Origin of the sequence: Herbaspirillum sp. C7C8 (assembly GCF_022627875.1) — a bacterium.
Classification (GTDB): Bacteria; Pseudomonadota; Gammaproteobacteria; order Burkholderiales; family Burkholderiaceae_D; genus Herbaspirillum.
This window is the reverse complement of sequence record NZ_JABXGG010000016.1, coordinates 26,307-43,498: the sequence shown is the minus strand read 5'-3', so window position 1 is coordinate 43,498 and position 17,192 is coordinate 26,307. Positions and strand designations below refer to the sequence as shown.

Below are 17,192 nucleotides of genomic sequence, written 5' to 3'. Positions count from 1 at the left end.
GTCGTCCGTACACGTGCCCTCACACGAAGGGGAGTCATCCCATGGAGTTGGGCTCTGGCTCGATGCCAACGAGGTCGACGCCATCTATTCCGAGGAAGCCGTCAGCGAACTGGTGGAACTGTCCAACGCCATGGCCGAACTGGGCCTGGCGAGCTACCGCACCATCTACGACAAGCATGTCACGGCGGTGCGCAGCGGCGCCTCCAATGGGCTCAGGCTGGATCTGGCCAAGTAAGACAGGCGGCTGCTTGCGCTGCCGTCATTGCCGGTGACCACGGCAATCGCCCTAGCAGCGGTGCCTGCAGGCGCTGCACCAGACTGTCTACCATGGCCTCGGCCCGATCTTCGCTCGCATCGATGTGGTTGGCGACCCAGCCAGCCAGGTACAGGCCACAGGATCGTATCGCCAGTGCGCTGAGCAGCGCATGGTTGATGCAGCCCAGGCGGATGCCCACCACCAGCACTACCGGCAGTCGCAGCCGGGTCACCAGGTCGGCGCTGGTGAAATCCGCATTGAGTGGCACCATGAAGCCGCCCGCACCCTCCACGATCAACACATCGCAGGCCCGCTGCAATTGCGCATGACACCGTACAAGGTGTTCCAGCCCGATCTGCACGCCTTCTTCAGCGGCGGCGATGTGCGGTGCCGTGGCCTGCCGCAGCAGGTAGGGATTCACCAGTGAGTCGGGCAAAAGCACATTGGACGCCGCCTGCAAGGCCTGCACATCTTCATTGCACCAGAGACCTTCCTGCAGGAATGCCCCTGAGGCAACCGGCTTCATGCCTGCTGCGCGCAAGCCCCGTGCCGCCAGCAAATGGATCAGCGCCGCCGCCACCCGGGTCTTGCCCACGCCGGTATCGGTGCCGGTAACGAAATAGCTGCGGCCCGTCATGGGCGTGCCTGCTGCTTCATCGCGGCATCGAACGCCGCATGCAGGCGTTGGCCCAGCCACTGCGCCTGCGCCTCGTCCAGAATGTAGGGCGGCATCACATAGAGGGTCGTGCCGATCGGACGCACCAGCAGTTCACGTTGCGCGGCTTCTTCAGCGAGACAGCGTGAGAAGCGCGCAGCCAGGTCGGCCTCCCCGATGACGGCATCACAGGCCCAGATCATGCCGCGCTGGCGTACATGCCGCACCCGTGCATCCTGCGCCAGCGGTTGCAGCGCGCGCGCCAGCACCGGTGCGAAGCGGGCATTGCGTTCCAGCACCCGCTCCTGCGCAAAGAGGTCCAGCGTCGCCAGCGCCGCACGACAGGCCAGCGCATTGCCGGTATAGGAGTGCGAATGCAGGAAGCCGCGCCGCACGTCGTGATCGTAGAAGGCCGCATAGATCGCATCGCTGGCCATCACCAGCGACAGTGGCAGGTAGCCGCCGCTGATGCCCTTGGACAGGCACAGCAGGTCCGGCCACACACCGGCCTGCTCGCAGGCGAAGAAGCTGCCGGTGCGGCCGCAGCCCACCGCGATCTCGTCGGCGATCAGGTGTGCGCCGTGGGCATCGCACAAGGCGCGCAGCCCGCGCAGGTAGTCCGGGTCATACATGACCATGCCTGCCGCGCATTGCACCAGCGGTTCGACGATGACGGCAGCGATGCGTCCGCGGCGTTCCTGCAGCAGCCTTTGCACATCAGCCAGGGCACGACGGCTGACATCGGCGGCACTTTCGCCAGGCGCCGCCTGCCGTGCATCGGGTGAGGCGGCGAGATGGGCCGGGCGCAGCAAGGCCTCATAGGCGGTACGGAACAAGGGGAGGTCGGTCACGCCCAGCGCGCCCACGGTTTCGCCGTGGTAGCTGCCGGCCAGGCAGATGAATTCATTCTTGTCGGCATGCCCGGCATTGCGCCAGGCATGCACGCTCATCTTCAGGGCGATCTCCACTGCCGAGGCACCATCCGAGGCGTAAAAACAGTGGCCCAGCGCCTGACCGGTCAGCGCGGCCAGCCGTTCCGACAGCTGCACCACGGGCTCATGCGTAAAGCCCGCCAGCATGGCATGTTCCAGCTGGCCCAACTGGTCGATCAGGGCAGCGTTGATGCAGGCGTTGGTATGTCCGAACAGATTGACCCACCACGAACTGATCGCATCCAGATAGCGCCGGCCGTCCGTGTCGAAGAGCCACGGCCCGTGGCCACGAGCCAGCGCAATGGGCGGGACCTCTTCATGCCGGCGCATCTGGGTACACGGATGCCAGACGCTGCGCAGGCTGCGCGCGGCCAGGGGGCTGGTGTGCTGCATGTGTTGTCTCTCCTCAGGCCAGGGCGGTCAGCGCCGTTACCAGACGTGCGACGTCGGCCGATGTATGGAGGGCCGACAGGCTGATGCGCAGACGTGCCGTTGCCTTGGGTACCGTGGGGGGACAGATCGCCGGGACCCAGATCCCCTGCGCGCGCAGTGCGCTCGACATGGCGCGGGCCGCTGCGTTGTCTCCGATGATCAGCGGTTGTATCGCCGTAGCGGAGGGCAACAGCGTCCAGGGCAGACCGGCCAGGCCGCTGCGCAGTTGCGCGGCCAGTTCCTGCAGTCGCTGGCGGCGCCATTCATCCTGTGCAATCAGGCGCAGGCTGGCCGAGGTGGCCGCCGCCAGCGCGGGCGGATGGGCGGTGCTGAACATGTAGGTACGGGCGCGCTGCAAAATCCATGCAAGCACCCCGGCTTCACCTGCGACGAAGGCGCCGGCCACACCGGCGGCCTTGCCCAGGGTTCCCATGGTCAATACGTGCGGCGCGTGGACGCCGGCCAGGGCCAGGCTGCCGCGCCCCTGCGGCCCCAGCACACCCAGGCCGTGGGCATCATCGACCAGCAACCAGGCCGCGTGGCGGCCACAGACCGCCGCCAGTTCGGCCAGCGGTGCGAGGTCGCCATCCATGCTGAAGACAGCATCGGTCAGCACCAGCTTGCGTCCCGCCGTGCAGCGCGCCAGCACCTGCTCCAGGCGCTCCACGTCGTTGTGGGGAAACACCTTCAGGCTGGCCCCGGACAAGCGCGCCCCATCGATCAGCGAGGCGTGTGCCAGACGGTCCACGATCACCGTATCGCCCTGGCCGACCAGCGCCGGGGTGACACCGAGATTGGCCATGTAGCCATTGGCGAAGAGCAGTGCCGAGGGCATGCCGACGAAGTCGGCCAGTTCGCTTTCCAGCACCTCATGGGCAAGACTGTGGCCGCTGATCAGCGGCGAGGCCGCCGCACCCAGGCCGTAGCGTTGCAGGGCCTGGGTGGCGGCGGCCAGCAGCGCGGGATGATTGGCCAGGCCCAGGTAATCATTGCTGCAGAAGGACAGCTCAGCGCGTCCATCGACCTGCAACAGCGCGCCTTGCGGACCATCGACCACGCGCCGCGTGCGCAGCAGGCCCTGGTCGGCGAGGGCGTCCAGCGCCGGGGTGAAATCTTGCATGGAGGACCTTTCAGAAACAAACAGACAAGCGATCCAGTGCCCGATAGGCGGCCTTGTCTTGCCAGACCGGCGCAGCCTGAGCCAGGGTCAGGGTGGGCAGGCGCTGCATCAGTGCAGTGAAGGCAATCTCCGCTTCCAGTTGCGTGAGGGCGGCACCCAGACAGACGTGCGGTCCCTGACCGAAGCACAGGTGCATGCCTTCATCGCGCCGGATATCGAAGCGCTGCGGGTCGCGGAAGCGCCGTGCATCGTGGTTGGCCTGGCCGATGTGCAGGATGGCCAGTTGCCCGCGCTGCAGCGTCTGACCCGCCAGGGTGAGGTCCTGCAGCAGGCGGCGGCCGGTGTATTGCACCGGACTGTCATGGCGCAGCATCTCGCGCACGGCCAGGCGCAGGGCAGCGGCATCTGCTTGACTTGCCTGGAGCGCCGCCCATTGCTGCGGATGCTGTAGCAGGGCCAGCAAGCCATTGCCCAGCAGGTTGCGGGTGGTTTCATAGCCGGCCATGAACAGGGTGCAGCATTGCGCCAGCAGTTCGTTGCGGTTCAGTTGCCCGTCCGCATGGGCTAGCAGCAGCCCGCGCAGCAGACAGTCCGGCGGCAGCTCGGCGGGGTGTGCCAGTGTTTGTCCGAAGAATTCACCGAGATTCTGCATGGCCTGCTGCGCAGCCCCGGTCTGGCTCGCCTCGGGCGTGGGACTGCCGATGAAGGCGGCCAGATCGGCCGCCCAATCGATGAATTGCGTCGGCACACGCTCCGGCAAGCCCATCAGTCGGGCAATCACCAGCGCCGGCAAGGGGCGTGCGAAGCGCGCGATGAAATCGAATCCCCGCGCTGCCTGCGGATCGGCCACGATGTCGTCGATCAGTCGATGCGCCAGTGCAGTGATGCTGGCGCGCCGGGCCAGCAGGTCGCCCGGCTTGAACCAAGGAGTGAGCACGCCGCGCAGGCGTCGATGAGCGCGTGCGTCGAGGAACAGCAGGGAGCGCGAGAACAGGCGCTTGAACTGCTGCCGCTGCGGGTCCTGCTTTTGCCCGGCGCTCTCGCCCCGGGTACTGTTGATCCAGCGCGCCGCGCGCCGCACCGAGAAGCGCGGATCGCGCAATGCCCAGGCCACTTCCTCGTAACCGGTGATGACCCAGGCCCCGCCGCAATGGGCGCTGCTCCAATGCAGGCTCATCCGGCGGAGGCAGCGGCCGCCTGCAGTCCCAGGCGCTGCAGCAGATCAAGGTCGGCCGAGACCGGTGCATTGGCGGTGGTCAGCAACTTGGCCCCCAGGAAGATCGAATTGGCACCGGCGGCAAAACACCAGGCCTGGGTCGCCTCGCTCATGCTCTCGCGACCGGCCGACAGGCGGATCACCGCATGCGGCAGCGCGATGCGGGCCACGGCCACGGTGCGCACGAATTCGAATTCGTCCAGTGGCGCAACATCCTGCAGTGGTGTGCCGGCAATGGGGACCAGATGGTTGATCGGCACCGATTGCGGCGGCACCGGCAGGCTGGCCAGCTGGGCAATCAGGCCGGCACGCTGGGCGCGCGTCTCGCCCATGCCGATGATGCCGCCGCAGCACACGTTCAGACCGGCTTCCTGCACGCGCTGCAAGGTGTCCAGCCGATCCTGGTAGCTGCGGGTGGAGATGACCTGGCCATAGAAATCCGGGGCGGTGTCGAGGTTGTGGTTGTAGTAGTCCAGCCCGGCCTGCTTGAGCGCCTCGGCCTGGGTCTGTTCCAGCATGCCCAGGGTCATGCAGGTTTCCAGTCCCAGCGCGCGGACCTGGCTGACCATCTCGGTGAGGGCGGCCATGTCGCGCTGCTTCGGATTGCGCCAGGCCGCGCCCATGCAGAAGCGCGTGGCACCCTGGGCGCGCGCAGCCCGGGCCGCCTGGACCACGTCATCCACGTCCATCAACTTGCCCGCCAGGACGCCTGCCTCCTTGTGATGGGCCGACTGCGCGCAGTAGCCGCAGTCCTCGGCGCAGCCGCCGGTCTTGATCGACAGCAGGCTCGACAACTGGACTTCATTGGGCCGGTGGTGCTCGCGGTGTACGGTCTGTGCGCGGTACAGCAGGTCCAGGAAAGGCAGTTCGAACAATTGCGCAATGGCGCCGCCGTCGACCGTGGTCGGCGCGCGGTACCAACGCAGGGGCGCACTGGCGGGTGCGGCGGTGGGGGAAGGGCACTGGCTCATCGATAAAATCCGGTCCGTGGATAAAAAGGCATAGAATTGCGTTCCGGAGGATTCTAACTTCGCTCAAATTCGTTCAACAATTTCTTTTTTCATAGATTATCTATAAAAATATGGTGCATCATTCCGAGCATCCGAGCACCGTGGAACGCATCGCCGAGGTGCTGCGCACACGCATCATTCGCGGTGAAATCGCAGGCGGGGCGGCGCTTCGGCAGGACCATGTAGCCCAGGAATTTCAGTCCAGCCACGTGCCGGTGAGGGAGGCTTTTCGCCAGCTGGAAGCACAGGGACTGGTGCTCACCTTGCCCCGTCGCGGGGTGCGCGTAACGCAGGTGGACCGGGCCGCCGTGAAGGAAAATGCCGAGATGCGCGGCTCGCTGGAAATCCTGGCGCTGCGCCACAGCGCCCGCAAGTTCGGTTCCGAGCACATCGCCCGCCTGGAACAGGCGCAGCAGGCTTGCGCCGAGGCGGCCTCCCTGATCGAATGGGACGCGGCCAACAACCTGTTTCATGACATCCTTTCCAGCGAGTGCGGCATGCCGCGCCTGCTGGCGGTGCTCAAGCAACTGCAGCTGACCAATTCGCGCTACCTGTTCTCGACCGGATTCAAGCGCGGCTGGCAGCCACGCTCCGATCACGATCACCGTCTCATCATCGACGCCTTGCGCGATCGCAAGACCGACCGCGCCGTGCAACTGCTGAGCATGCACATCGGCACCATGGAACGGGTTGGTTTCGTGGCCGCTTAGGCGGGGGCCTGTCGGGCGAACGCCGAAGGCGGTATGCCCACATGGCGGCTGAAGGCTACGCTGAAGGTGGAGGCCGAACTGTAGCCGACCTGTTGCGCGACCTCGGCCATGGAGACAGTCTCGTGTAGCAACAGCCGCTTGGCCAGGGCCATGCGCCAGGCCAGCAGATATTCCATCGGCGCCAGTCCGACTTCACGGCGGAATCGTTCGAAGAACGAAGAGCGCGACAGTGCGGCGGCCCGCGCCATACGTGCCACGTCCCACTCCTCGGCGGGCCGCGCATGTATGGATCGCAGAGCTGCGGCGAGCCGTACATCGCCCAGGCCGCGCAGCAGGCCCGGTGTCGCTGCGGCACCGGTATCTGCACTGGAGCGCAGTGCCTCGATCAGCAGCACTTCGAGCAGGCGCGAGAGCACCACATCACGCGCCGGTCGTTCGGCGCGGTACTCGTCGCCTACCAGCTGCACCAGCGTAGCCAGACGAGCATGGGCGCGTACCACCACCAGGCTGGGCAGCAGCGAGAGCAGCAAGGGCGTATCCGGCGACTCGAACACGCAATGACCGACCACCAGTTGCACCTGCGGCGGCAGACCCGGCGGACCGAGATGGTAGCGGCCATCCGGCAGACGGGGCGGCGGATGATCTTCATCGAGCACGCAATCCTCGCTGTCTTCCATGCTGGCCACGTTGAAACCTTGCAAGGCAGGGGCCAGGAAAAAATCGCCGGCATGCAGCACGATGCACGCCTCTTCAGGGACCGTTCCTGGTGCATCACGCAGGAGTCGACAACTGCCTTCCAGCACCGCGCAATAGAAGGCCAGATCGGGCCGCGACCGCTGTACCCGCCAGCGGCCGGCACCCTGCACATACTTGGTGTAGCGAGGGGCGGGCTGTAGCAGGCTGACCACTTCAGCCAGGGGATCGATAACGGGTAAAAGGGTCATGGCTGGACGAATGCCAATGAATGATGGACTTTCGATTGTAGCAAGTCCGGTGATGAGAGCCTATTCTTGGTCTTGTTCTCTCTCACCGCACAAGGAAACGATCATGAAAACCGTCCTCATCACTGGCTGTTCGTCCGGCTTCGGCCTGGAAATCGCAAGCTATTTCCTGCAACGTGACTGGCAGGTCATCGCCACCATGCGCACACCCCGCAGTGACCTGCTGCCAGCCTCGCCGCACCTGCGCATTCTGCCGCTGGATGTGACCAGTGCCGCCAGCATTGCCACCGCCATCGAGCGGGCCGGGCCCATCGACGTGCTGGTCAACAATGCCGGCATCGGCGCACTGGCTGCCGTGGAAGGCCAGGTCATGACGCAGGTGCGCGAGATCTTTGAGACCAACACTCTGGGCAGCATCGCCATGACCCAGGCCGTCATCCCGCAGATGCGCCAGCGTGGTGCCGGCGTGATCGTCAATCTCACCTCCTCGGTCACCCTGCGCTCGCTTCCCTTGCTGGCGGTCTACACGGCCAGCAAGGCGGCCATGAATGCCTTCACCGAATCAATCGCCATCGAACTGGCCAGCGTGGGGGTGCAGGCCCGCCTGGTGTTGCCGGGTCGGGCGCCGCATACGCGCTTTGGTGAGAACGCCCGGCCACGCATGGAGGGCGCCATTCCGCCAGCCTATGACGCGCTGGCCGCCCAGGTGTTGAGCCAATTCCAGGATCATGCGCAGATTACCCACGCCAGTGATGTGGCCGCGGCGGTCTGGCAGGCAGCGACCGATACGGCGGCACCCATGCGCATTGCGGCAGGGGCGGACGCGGTGGAATGGATGCGCATGGCCTCGGCTTGAGCGGGCAGGGACTACCAAACCTTGGCACAAAGGGAAGTCACGATGTATGGATTTTTGACGTCCATACATCCATACTAGACGACCGCCCCGCAGGAACGACCTGCTGGCACACTCGTTCATCCCAGGAGCCGCATGGCCAGACCGGACCCCCCACACGCCGCAGGGCATACTCTGCACTGGATTTCCCGCTTTACGGCCGGAGGTGGCCCGCGTTACCTGCAGATCGTCGGCTTCATGGAGCAGGCCATCTCGGAGGAGCGCCTCAAGCCCGGTGACCGCCTGCCGCCGCAACGGGTGCTGGCCGAACGCCTGCAGGTCGATCTGACCACGGTCACCCGCGCCTACGGTGAGGCGCGCCGCCGCCATCTGCTGGAGGCGCGCGGTGCGGCCGGCAGCTTCGTGGCCGCGCCCAAGGTGGATTTGAGTCAGGTGATCGACCTCTCCATGAACATTCCGCCACCCCCGGCCGGCATCGACCTGGACGACCTGTTGCGCCAGGGGGTCTCGCAGGTGCTGATGCACAGCGATATCGATCTGCTAATGACCTACCACCTGGGTGGCGGCAGCAGTGCCGACCGGGCGGCTGGGGCACTGTGGCTGCAGGACATGCTGGGCGCACTCGATGAGAGTCGGGTGCTGGCCTGTCCTGGGGCGCAATCGGCACTGGCCGCCTTGCTGCTCTCGCAGACCCGGCCGGGCGAGACCATCCTGGCCGAGCCGCTGACCTATCCCGGCCTGCTGGCCGCCGCTGCGCAATTGGGGCGCAACGTGGTCGCCGTCGATGTGGATCACGAGGGCATGCGTCCTGATCTGCTCACTACCATGGCGCGCAGGCATGGCGCCCGCCTGGTGTACCTGAACCCGACCCTGCAGAACCCGACCACCCACACCATGCCCGCTGCGCGCCGTGCCGAGATCGCGGCCGTGGCCACGCGCATGGATTTGCGCATCATCGAGGATGATCCCTACTGGCGCTTTGCCGCCAACGCGCCCAGGCCGCTGGCGCACTATGCGCCCCGGCACGTGTTCTATGTCTCCACACTGGCCAAGTGCCTCTTGCCTGGGCTGCGCACCGCCTATCTGGTCACGCCCCAGGGACAGTCACAGGAGGAGGTGCTGGCGGCACTGCGCTCCTTCGTGCTGATGTCCACGCCGCTGACCACGGCACTCTCGACCCAATGGATACACGACGGCACCGCCGCTGCGCTGACCGCGGGCATCCGCCAGGAAGCCTGGGCCCGCCGGGAGCTGGCCTTGCGCACCCTCGGTGATGCAAGCCTGGCCGACAGCGGCGGCATCCACCTCTGGAAAGCCTTGCCGGAGCGCTGGAAGGGACAGGATTTCGTGGTCAAGGCCAGGGAGGCCGGGCTCAATGTAGTGGCTCAGGACAGCTTCGAGGTCGCTACCCAGCGCTCGCGGTTCGGTCTTGGACCGCACATCCGGATCTCGCTGGGGCGTTCACGCAGCCGCTTTGAACTGGTCCACGCATTGCGGCGGCTGATGGAGCTGGCCCATCGCCGCAGTGTGCGTGAAGTGGTGGTGTAGCGTCGTGACGAAGACGTGCGGCTAGGCAGGCAATGCGCTGGTGGTATGGCCACGCGCGGCGGCCAGGATCTCGCCGACGGCTTCGTCTTCGGAGTGGGCAGCCAGCGGCAGGGAGCCTCGGCTGATTTCTGCACGATCCTTCAGGATCGCGTAGGAAGCTTTCCAGCGGCCCTCGCTGTCATCGGCCTGATAGACCAGCAGGTAACCGTCGAATTCGATTTTCTTCATATGAGCTTCTCGCCAGGGCAAGGGGAGCATGTGCACCATGCTCGGTGCTGCTCAGTATGCCCGTGCCGTGCCGCCCCGCCTGTCATCCCTCTTCGCTATCGCGTGTAGGACAAGTGCGCAATCGCATGTCGCCCGTGGCCAGTTGCCATGGCTGTTGCTATTGCGACTGCACCGGTGCCAGCAGGCCGTTGACGGCATCGCTGACGATCAGTCCCGGCAGCGAAGCACGGTCATTGCTGACGATGACGGTGTCCTTTTCCACGTCGCCCGGCAGGGCCAGCTGTGCGATGTAGCGGCAATCGGCACTGCAGGTGTAGCGCAAGACGGTCTGGCCGCGCACGGCTTCGAGGATGTACTGCCCGTTCTCCATGCCGTAATAGCGCACGGCCACCAGCGGCTGTGTCTCGGCTGCCTGGGGATCGCGATAGAAATACTGGCCGCGCTCGACTCGCGCATAGTGCGGCCAGGGCATGCTGCCTTGCGGTGCCAGTTGCTCGATCTGGCGCGTGTCCAGCCCCAGCCGCAGGGCTTCTGCCGCCGCCGGCGCACTTGTGGTGGCGCCTGGCGGCACGGCTGCCAGGGCGGGCACGGGCGATCCGGCCGGTGACTTGGGCGGTGACTTGGGCGGCGTGGCCGACAGCGCCACGGGCGATGCAGCCGGCGCCGCCTGGGCCTGCAGTTCGGCCTGGCGGCGCTGATACCAGGCCAGCAGGCAGTCGCGGTCACGGCAATTCTGTTCGCGCCAGCGCCATTGCGCATCGCTGGCCGTCCGGAAGGCGCGCACATCGGTGGCAGCCTGGCGGGCGCGCCGATAGGTACGGCCCAGTTGGTCATCCAGGGCCGACAGTTCGGGGTCGCGGCAGATGGTCTTCTCGTTGGCCGACCCGGCCTTGCTGCAATCGAAGCTGGCGGCGCGGGCCGGCGAGAGTTCAAGTGCACCCAACAGGCTGGCGCTGCCGAGCAGGAGGACGAGGGGCAGGGATTTCATGGCGAGACTCTCCGTATTGCGGGAACGTGATGGGCGCCAGCATCGCACCGCCTGCCAAGGCTCAAAACGTGGAGAAGAAACGGAATTTTTTAAAAATCTTTGCAGCTGAAAAAGCGTGTTGGGGATTCTTCACAATTGCTCTGCCCCATGGGTGCGCAAGGATGCTCACATCCAAGTAGAATCCCGTCTCCATCGCATGTATCCGCAACCGCCGGTGACCGACGCAGCCACTCCCACGACTTCTTCCGCCTTGCGCCCCGGCGAGCGCGCAGGTTTCCTGCTGTCCCGGCATTGGCGCGATACGCCGGCCGGGGTGGAGATCGAGCTGTGGCTGGCCACCGACGACGGTCCGCAATGCCTGCGCCTGCCGCCGCAGATGGCGGTCGCCTTCGTGCCGCAGGAGCATGCCGATCGGGTGCGGGCACACATCGTCAGCGAACCCGATATGGAACTGCGCACGCTGGCGCATTTGAAGGATCTCAGCCAGCGTCCTGTGCTGGGTCTCTATGCGCGCCAGTACCGCAAGCTGCTGAAGATGGAGAAGGCCCTGATCGCCGCCGGCATCAGCGTCTACGAAGCCGACATCCGTCCGCCCGAACGTTACCTGATGGAGCGCTTCATCAACGCCCCCGTGGCCTTCCAGGGTGTGGACGATGGCCACGGCGTGCTGGTGGAGGGACGCATTCGTGCCTTGCCGGGTTATCGCCCGCCCCTGAAACTGGCCTCACTGGATATCGAAACCAGCTGGCAGGGTGAGCTCTACAGCATCGCCATCGAAGGATGCGGCCAGCGCAGCGTCTTTGCGTTGGGGCCGCCCAGTGGTGCGGTGGCGGCGGTGAACTTCGATCTGCAGTTCTGCCAGAGTCGCAAGGAACTCATCGACTGCCTCAACACCTGGATTGCGCGCCATGATCCGGATGCGCTGATCGGCTGGAACCTGGTGCAGTTCGACCTCAACGTGCTGCAAAAGCAGGCGCAGAAATACCAGACCCGGCTACGTCTGGGTCGTGCCGGGCGCGTGCTGGAGTGGCGCGAACACGGCATGCGCGCCAATCATCTGCTGGTCAATGCGCCGGGCCGCCTGGTGATCGACGGCATCGAAAGTCTGCGTGGGGCCTTCTGGAATTTTTCCTCCTTCAGCCTGGAGAACGTGGCGCAAGCCCTGCTGGGCGAAGGCAAGGCCATCGCCACGCCCTATGAGCGCATGGACGAGATCGATCGCATGTTCAACGAGGACAAGGCGGCCCTGGCGACCTACAACCTCAAGGATTGCGAGCTGGTCACGCGCATCTTCGAGCAGACCGACATCCTTTCCTTCCTGCTCGAACGCGCCAGCGTCACCGGGTTGCAGGCGGACCGCAGCGGCGGCTCGGTGGCGGCATTCACGCATCTCTATTTGCCGCACATGCACCGCAAGGGCTACGTCGCCCCCAACCTGGGCGATGCCGAGGCGCTGGCCAGTCCGGGCGGCTTCGTCATGGAGTCGCGCGCGGGCTTGTACGACTCGGTGATCGTGCTGGACTACAAGAGCCTGTATCCCAGCATCATCCGCAGTTTCCTGATCGATCCGGTGGGGCTGGTCGATGGCACCTTGAATGAACCCGACAGCGCGACCGTGCCCGGCTACAACGGTGCGCGCTTCTCGCGCCACAGTCACAGCCTTCCCGCCATCATCGCGCAGATATGGGAGGCTCGCGAGGCTGCCAAGGCCCAGGGCAACAAGCCGCTGCAGCAGGCGCTGAAGATCATCATGAATTCCTTCTACGGCGTGCTGGGCTCGACCGGTTGCCGCTTCTTCGATTCGCGCCTGGCTTCGTCGATCACACGGCGCGGGCACGAGATCATGCACCGCACGCGCGAGCTCATCGAGGAGGCCGGTTACGAGGTCATCTATGGGGATACCGACTCCACCTTCGTCTGGCTGCGGCAGCCTCATGACGACGCCAGGGCGCGCGAGATCGGATTGCAGCTGACTGCACGCATCAACGCGTGGTGGCGACATCACCTGGCCGAGCAATACCAGCTGGAAAGCGCACTGGAACTGCAGTTCGAGGTGCATTACCAGCGTTTCCTGATGCCGCACGTGCGCGGTGCCGACACCGGCAGCAAGAAGCGCTATGCCGGTTACGTGTGCACGGCCGAGGGCCAGGACAAGGTCACCTACAAGGGGCTGGAAACGGTGCGCACAGACTGGTCGCCACTGGCACAGCGCTTCCAGCAGGAACTGTATCTGCGCATCTTCCGGGGCGAGCCCTACCGCGACTTCATCAGCGGCTATGTGGCCGACCTGCTGGCCGGGCGGCTGGATGCGTTGCTGGTCTATCGCAAGCGGCTGCGCCGCCAGCTCGACCATTACGAGAAGAACGTGCCGCCCCATGTGCGCGCAGCGCGCATGGCCGATCAGGTCAACGAGGAGGGCGGACGACCGCTGCAATACCAGCAGGGTGGCTGGATCAACTACGTCATGACCACGGCGGGACCGGAGCCGCTGGAAAAACGCCGTGCCGCCATTGACTATGGGCACTACCTGGAGCGTCAGCTGGCACCGGTGGCCGACGCCATCCTGGTGTTCGTGGACGATAGTTTCGCGGCAGTTACTTCGCCGCAGCGGGAGTTGTTTTGATGTGCCGGGGCCAATGACAAAGGGCCGGATTCATCGAATCCAGCCCTTGGCCGACCTGCGGGAATACGGCGATTGTTTACGCCAGCGCCATGACTGTATTCACGCTTCAGCGGTAATGCGAATCCTGCTCGTGCGGCGCCCGGCGTACATGGCGCACGCGCACCGGTACCGGCTGCGGTCCTGTCTTGCCATACACCTTCTGCCACAGCACCAGCCCGAACGCCAGACCGCCCGCCAGCAGGTAGACGGCATAGAAGGCGGCGAGATAGCTACCGTAGTGCAGCAGGGTCTGGATGATGGCCATGGGGTCCTCCGTGGAATGAATCAATGTCGATGGCCCCATCGTATTGCACCTGCCGGGATGCCGATATCAGGGTTTTTCTGATGGGCGCACCTGCAACGATGCCGGGGCCGGGGCCGTCTGCAGGTGCTGCAGCAGCTTGCCGATCATGGCGATCACGGTCAGCCCGACGATGCAGAAGAATACCGCCAGCGGCGTGAGACTCTGGATGGAGACGAATCCGGCCAGCCCCATCATGCCCGAGGACACCAGCAGCAGCGCGAAACCCAGGATGGCACTGGTGAGCCCGGCAATGTGCGGGAAGATCGAATTGCCCTTGGCCATGAGCGTGGGATACATGGCCCCGGCGCAGAAAGCCATCACCAGCACCGGCGAGATGAGCGTCCACACCTGCAGCCCCACGGTCAGGCCCAGTGCCAGCATGGCGAAGGCCGCCGCCGTCATCACGCGCGCGCCGATGCGCAGGCGCTGCTCCGCCGTGGGCAGGCGGCGATGGTGGATGCGGTTGGAAATGCCCCCCAGGAAATACATCATTCCGATGGCCAGTGCCAGGTAGCCGAAGAAGGTCGGTGGCTGGTGCAAGGTGTTCTGCACCATGAAGGGCCCGACGATATTGAACACCAGCAGGATGCTGTAGCACAGCCCCTGGGCCAGGAAGCAGCTCTGAAACACCGGGCTGGCCAGGACCATGCGCGCATTCTTGAGCAACGTGACCGGATGCAGCTGTACCGGCCGCTCCAACGTCTCGCGGTAGCGCCACAGGATGGCCCACATCGCCAATGAATAGATCAACAGGAACACCAGACAGGAACGCCAGCCGAAGGCTTCCTGCAGGTGCGCCCCGATCACCGGCGCAATGATCGGGGCCAGGCCCCAGGCAATGGCCATGTAGGTATAGGCATGTACCAGCGCCTGTCCGGCGAAGGAATCGGTGATGATGGCCTTGGCCAGCAGGTTGGTGGCAGCGATGCCGAAGCCCTGCAGCACCCGCGCCGCGACAAAGGTCTCCAGGTTGGGGGCGGCCAGCGACAGCACGCAGCCCAGTGTGAACAGGCCCAGGCCCAGCATCAGGATGCGCTTGCGCCCATAGGCATCGGCCAGCGGCCCGAATACCAGTTGGCCGAAGGCATAGGCGATCAGATAACCCGTCACGCTGGTCTGGATGGCCTGGGCCGAAGTGGCATAGTCGATGGCCATTTCCGGCAGGGCCGGTACGTACAGGTCAATGGCCAACTGACCCGCCGAGGCAAAGGCGCAGATCAGAAACAGCAGGAAACGCGGATGATTGGCAGGACGCGATGCAACGGGGTTCATGGGGAGGCAGTCTGCAGGGCAAAGTCCGCTATTGTGAACCTGGATGCAGTTTTCTGCTGGCGCTCACCCGATCGTAAACACAACGTCACGCATAGGCGGAAAATGTTCTGATCTTTTTGTCATGAACCAAGATAGTTTTAGAGAGAAATTCAAATTTATTCGATAAAAAAAACGAACGAATTCTAGATTCATCGAGCATCTCTGCGGGATTCCTCCCAAACCGAAGCACCACAAGTATCGTCCGCCTGCCGGTCGGCGAAGCAAGGCCCAGAAGGCTTTGCCCGCTGCGGCCGGCTTTTTTTCGGACGAACAGGGAGGGGAAGATGTCGATCTATAAACGGTTTTCAATCAGGCAGATCCTGCTGACGCTCACCGTCATCATCGCGGGGCTGATGGTCACGCTGGTGGTGGTGGCCATGGCCGAGGCGCAGGCCGGGCGCGAACTCAACCAGGCCCATATGCGGCGTCATGTCTCGCAGCAGCTGGCGGCGGAATTGCGTCAGAGCTCGGATGATCTCACGCGCCTGGCGCGCACCTACGTGGTCACCGGCGATGCGGAGTATGAGCGCCAGTATCACGCCATCCTGGATATTCGCGACGGCAAGCGCCCACGTCCCGAGCATTATGAGCGCATCTACTGGGATCTGGTGGCTGCCGACGGCCAGCCGCCCCGTCCCGACAGCAACGTGACGGCCTCGCTGGCCGCGCTGATGCAGCAAGCCGGCTTCACGCAGGCGGAGATGGACAAGCTGCTCGAAGCCAAGCGCAATTCCGATACCCTGGTCGCTACCGAGACCCGGGCCATGAACATCGTCCAGGGACATTACCAGGGCCGCCCGGGCACTGACCTGCTGCTGGCCGAGCCGGACCTGGCGCTGGCTCGCAAGATCATGCACGACCACGCCTATCACGTGGAAAAGGCGCGCATCATGCGCCCCATCGACGAATTCCTGACCATGATGGAGACGCGCACGGAGCAGGAGATCGCTCAGGCCAGCCAGCGCGCCGAATCCCTCAGTGCGCTGACCACCTTCGTGGCGGGCATGGTGCTGCTGGTACTGGCGGTGAGCCTGGCCAGCCTGTACCGGCTCATTGCCGGGCCGCTCAGTCAGGCCGCCGATGTGGCCACGCGGGTCGCCAAGGGCGATCTGTGCGGGCACATCGAGGTCGATTTCAAGGGCGAGACCGGCCAGTTGCTGGCCTCGTTGCAGCACATGCAGCAGGGCTTGATCCACATCGTACGCCAGGTGCGTCATGGCGCCAGGGTCATGCGCGGTTCGGCCGGAGATATTGCCGACGGCGCCCTTGACCTGGCCACGCGCTCGGAGCAGCAGGCTTGCTCGCTGGAGCAAACCGCGGCGGCCATGGAGCAGTTGAGTTCGACCGCGCAGCAGAGCGCTGCACACGCCCAGCGCGCCAGCGCCCTGGCCGATTCGGCAGCACGGGTGGCCGCCGCCGGGGGCGCTGCCGTCGAGCAGGTGGTGCTCAAGATGGGAGCCATCCAGGCCGCTGCCGGCCGTATCGTCGAGATCATCGGGGTGATCGACGGCATCGCCTTCCAGACCAACCTGCTGGCGCTGAACGCGGCCGTGGAGGCAGCCCATGCCGGTGAGCAGGGCCGTGGCTTCAGCGTGGTCGCCAGCGAGGTGCGGGTGCTGGCACAGCGCTCGTCGGCCGCCGCCCAGGAGATCAAGGACCTGATCGTGGCCTCGGTGGCGCAGATCGAAGAAGGAAGCCAGCGTGCCCAGGCGGCCGGCCTGACCATGCAGGAAGTGGTCACGCAGGTGGGTTGCGTGAACCAGGTCATTGCCGAGATCGCCAGCGTGAGCATGCAGCAGTCGGCCGGCGTGGTGCAGGTGGCCGAGGCCGTCAGCGCCATGGATCAGGTCACGCAACACAATGTGGCGCTGGTCCAGCAGTCCTCGGCGGCCGCCGAAGCGATGCGTCTGGCCACTGAACGCATGGCCGAACTGGTGGGGTCGTTCCGGCTGGATCATGGCGAATTCCATGACGGCGATGGCATGGTCATCGACATGGCCGCCTGAGGCGAGCCGCGATGCTGCGC

Annotated in this window: 16 protein-coding genes; 6 read left to right on the top strand and 10 right to left on the bottom strand. The window is 65.1% G+C overall.

Annotated elements, in window-relative coordinates; genetic code table 11:
- Nucleotides 1–13: 13 nt before the first annotated feature.
- On the top strand, nucleotides 14–235 hold the full coding sequence (locus HWE01_RS17760; RefSeq protein WP_241822462.1) for a hypothetical protein: 222 nt from the start codon (nucleotides 14–16) through the stop codon (nucleotides 233–235).
- Here the strand turns inward: HWE01_RS17760 and bioD are convergent.
- The 5 genes from bioD to bioB are packed head-to-tail and all read right to left on the bottom strand — an operon-like array spanning nucleotide 213 to nucleotide 5,582.
- Complete coding sequence (gene bioD / locus HWE01_RS17755; protein WP_241822461.1) at nucleotides 213–893, bottom strand: dethiobiotin synthase; 681 nt, start codon at nucleotides 891–893, stop codon at nucleotides 213–215. The genes HWE01_RS17760 and bioD overlap by 23 nt on opposite strands.
- A complete protein-coding gene (bioA, locus tag HWE01_RS17750) occupies nucleotides 890–2,236 on the bottom strand; it encodes an adenosylmethionine--8-amino-7-oxononanoate transaminase (protein ID WP_008329084.1) in 1,347 nt (448 codons plus the stop codon). The genes bioD and bioA overlap by 4 nt, the downstream gene beginning before the upstream one ends.
- A 13-nt stretch (nucleotides 2,237–2,249) precedes the next feature.
- The gene (bioF, locus tag HWE01_RS17745) at nucleotides 2,250–3,395 is read right to left on the bottom strand and encodes an 8-amino-7-oxononanoate synthase (protein WP_008329082.1); all 1,146 of its coding nucleotides are present in this window, start codon (nucleotides 3,393–3,395) and stop codon (nucleotides 2,250–2,252) included.
- A gap of 10 nt (nucleotides 3,396–3,405) precedes the next feature.
- Entirely contained in the window at nucleotides 3,406–4,572 is a 1,167-nt protein-coding gene (locus tag HWE01_RS17740; RefSeq protein WP_241822460.1) for a cytochrome P450, read from the bottom strand.
- Nucleotides 4,569–5,582 (bottom strand): biotin synthase BioB, encoded by a 1,014-nt coding sequence (bioB, locus tag HWE01_RS17735; RefSeq protein ID WP_241822459.1) that lies wholly within the window; start codon nucleotides 5,580–5,582, stop codon nucleotides 4,569–4,571. Before bioB ends, HWE01_RS17740 begins: the two co-directional genes overlap by 4 nt.
- A 110-nt stretch (nucleotides 5,583–5,692) precedes the next feature.
- Here bioB and HWE01_RS17730 point away from each other — a divergent pair, with 110 nt between their 5' ends.
- A complete protein-coding gene (locus tag HWE01_RS17730; protein ID WP_008329077.1) occupies nucleotides 5,693–6,331 on the top strand; it encodes a GntR family transcriptional regulator in 639 nt (212 codons plus the stop codon).
- On the opposite strand, the gene HWE01_RS17725 is transcribed toward HWE01_RS17730, so the two are convergent.
- Complete coding sequence (locus tag HWE01_RS17725; RefSeq protein ID WP_241822458.1) at nucleotides 6,328–7,275, bottom strand: AraC family transcriptional regulator; 948 nt, start codon at nucleotides 7,273–7,275, stop codon at nucleotides 6,328–6,330. The two genes, HWE01_RS17730 and HWE01_RS17725, sit on opposite strands and share 4 nt — an antisense overlap.
- A gap of 103 nt (nucleotides 7,276–7,378) precedes the next feature.
- On the opposite strand from HWE01_RS17725, the gene HWE01_RS17720 reads away from it, so the two are divergent.
- Nucleotides 7,379–8,128: an SDR family oxidoreductase gene (locus HWE01_RS17720; RefSeq protein ID WP_241822457.1), complete on the top strand. Its 750-nt coding sequence runs from the start codon at nucleotides 7,379–7,381 to the stop codon at nucleotides 8,126–8,128.
- A gap of 132 nt (nucleotides 8,129–8,260) precedes the next feature.
- A complete protein-coding gene (locus HWE01_RS17715; protein WP_241822456.1) occupies nucleotides 8,261–9,673 on the top strand; it encodes an aminotransferase-like domain-containing protein in 1,413 nt (470 codons plus the stop codon).
- A 21-nt stretch (nucleotides 9,674–9,694) separates the two neighbouring features.
- On the opposite strand, the gene HWE01_RS17710 is transcribed toward HWE01_RS17715, so the two are convergent.
- Nucleotides 9,695–9,901, bottom strand: coding sequence for a hypothetical protein (locus tag HWE01_RS17710; RefSeq protein ID WP_241822455.1), 207 nt, complete (start codon nucleotides 9,899–9,901; stop codon nucleotides 9,695–9,697).
- Nucleotides 9,902–10,058: 157 nt separating this feature from the next.
- On the bottom strand, nucleotides 10,059–10,889 hold the full coding sequence (locus HWE01_RS17705; protein ID WP_241822454.1) for a lysozyme inhibitor LprI family protein: 831 nt from the start codon (nucleotides 10,887–10,889) through the stop codon (nucleotides 10,059–10,061).
- A 196-nt stretch (nucleotides 10,890–11,085) separates the two neighbouring features.
- On the opposite strand from HWE01_RS17705, the gene HWE01_RS17700 reads away from it, so the two are divergent.
- A complete protein-coding gene (locus HWE01_RS17700; RefSeq protein ID WP_241822453.1) occupies nucleotides 11,086–13,512 on the top strand; it encodes a DNA polymerase II in 2,427 nt (808 codons plus the stop codon).
- Between the two features lie 106 nt (nucleotides 13,513–13,618).
- Here HWE01_RS17700 and HWE01_RS17695 read toward each other — a convergent pair whose 3' ends face one another.
- Together HWE01_RS17695 and HWE01_RS17690 are read right to left on the bottom strand one after the other, a co-directional pair.
- Complete coding sequence (locus tag HWE01_RS17695; RefSeq protein WP_008329069.1) at nucleotides 13,619–13,816, bottom strand: hypothetical protein; 198 nt, start codon at nucleotides 13,814–13,816, stop codon at nucleotides 13,619–13,621.
- 66 nt (nucleotides 13,817–13,882) lie between these two features.
- On the bottom strand, nucleotides 13,883–15,127 hold the full coding sequence (locus HWE01_RS17690) for a multidrug effflux MFS transporter (protein ID WP_008329068.1): 1,245 nt from the start codon (nucleotides 15,125–15,127) through the stop codon (nucleotides 13,883–13,885).
- Nucleotides 15,128–15,450: 323 nt separating this feature from the next.
- On the opposite strand from HWE01_RS17690, the gene HWE01_RS17685 reads away from it, so the two are divergent.
- The gene (locus HWE01_RS17685) at nucleotides 15,451–17,172 is read left to right on the top strand and encodes a methyl-accepting chemotaxis protein (protein ID WP_241822452.1); all 1,722 of its coding nucleotides are present in this window, start codon (nucleotides 15,451–15,453) and stop codon (nucleotides 17,170–17,172) included.
- The last annotated feature ends 20 nt before the right edge of the window (nucleotides 17,173–17,192 follow it).

What these genes read in the sequence shown, in the direction of transcription:
- bioD (WP_241822461.1), bottom strand. Translation starts at nt 893, where the DNA reads ATGACGGGCCGCAGCTATTTCGTTACCGGCACCGATACCGGCGTGGGC.
- bioA (WP_008329084.1), bottom strand. Translation starts at nt 2,236, where the DNA reads ATGCAGCACACCAGCCCCCTGGCCGCGCGCAGCCTGCGCAGCGTCTGG.
- bioF (WP_008329082.1), bottom strand. Translation starts at nt 3,395, where the DNA reads ATGCAAGATTTCACCCCGGCGCTGGACGCCCTCGCCGACCAGGGCCTG.
- HWE01_RS17740 (WP_241822460.1), bottom strand. Translation starts at nt 4,572, where the DNA reads ATGAGCCTGCATTGGAGCAGCGCCCATTGCGGCGGGGCCTGGGTCATC.
- bioB (WP_241822459.1), bottom strand. Translation starts at nt 5,582, where the DNA reads ATGAGCCAGTGCCCTTCCCCCACCGCCGCACCCGCCAGTGCGCCCCTG.
- HWE01_RS17730 (WP_008329077.1), top strand. Translation starts at nt 5,693, where the DNA reads ATGGTGCATCATTCCGAGCATCCGAGCACCGTGGAACGCATCGCCGAG.
- HWE01_RS17725 (WP_241822458.1), bottom strand. Translation starts at nt 7,275, where the DNA reads ATGACCCTTTTACCCGTTATCGATCCCCTGGCTGAAGTGGTCAGCCTG.
- HWE01_RS17720 (WP_241822457.1), top strand. Translation starts at nt 7,379, where the DNA reads ATGAAAACCGTCCTCATCACTGGCTGTTCGTCCGGCTTCGGCCTGGAA.
- HWE01_RS17715 (WP_241822456.1), top strand. Translation starts at nt 8,261, where the DNA reads ATGGCCAGACCGGACCCCCCACACGCCGCAGGGCATACTCTGCACTGG.
- HWE01_RS17710 (WP_241822455.1), bottom strand. Translation starts at nt 9,901, where the DNA reads ATGAAGAAAATCGAATTCGACGGTTACCTGCTGGTCTATCAGGCCGAT.
- HWE01_RS17705 (WP_241822454.1), bottom strand. Translation starts at nt 10,889, where the DNA reads ATGAAATCCCTGCCCCTCGTCCTCCTGCTCGGCAGCGCCAGCCTGTTG.
- HWE01_RS17700 (WP_241822453.1), top strand. Translation starts at nt 11,086, where the DNA reads ATGTATCCGCAACCGCCGGTGACCGACGCAGCCACTCCCACGACTTCT.
- HWE01_RS17695 (WP_008329069.1), bottom strand. Translation starts at nt 13,816, where the DNA reads ATGGCCATCATCCAGACCCTGCTGCACTACGGTAGCTATCTCGCCGCC.
- HWE01_RS17690 (WP_008329068.1), bottom strand. Translation starts at nt 15,127, where the DNA reads ATGAACCCCGTTGCATCGCGTCCTGCCAATCATCCGCGTTTCCTGCTG.
- HWE01_RS17685 (WP_241822452.1), top strand. Translation starts at nt 15,451, where the DNA reads ATGTCGATCTATAAACGGTTTTCAATCAGGCAGATCCTGCTGACGCTC.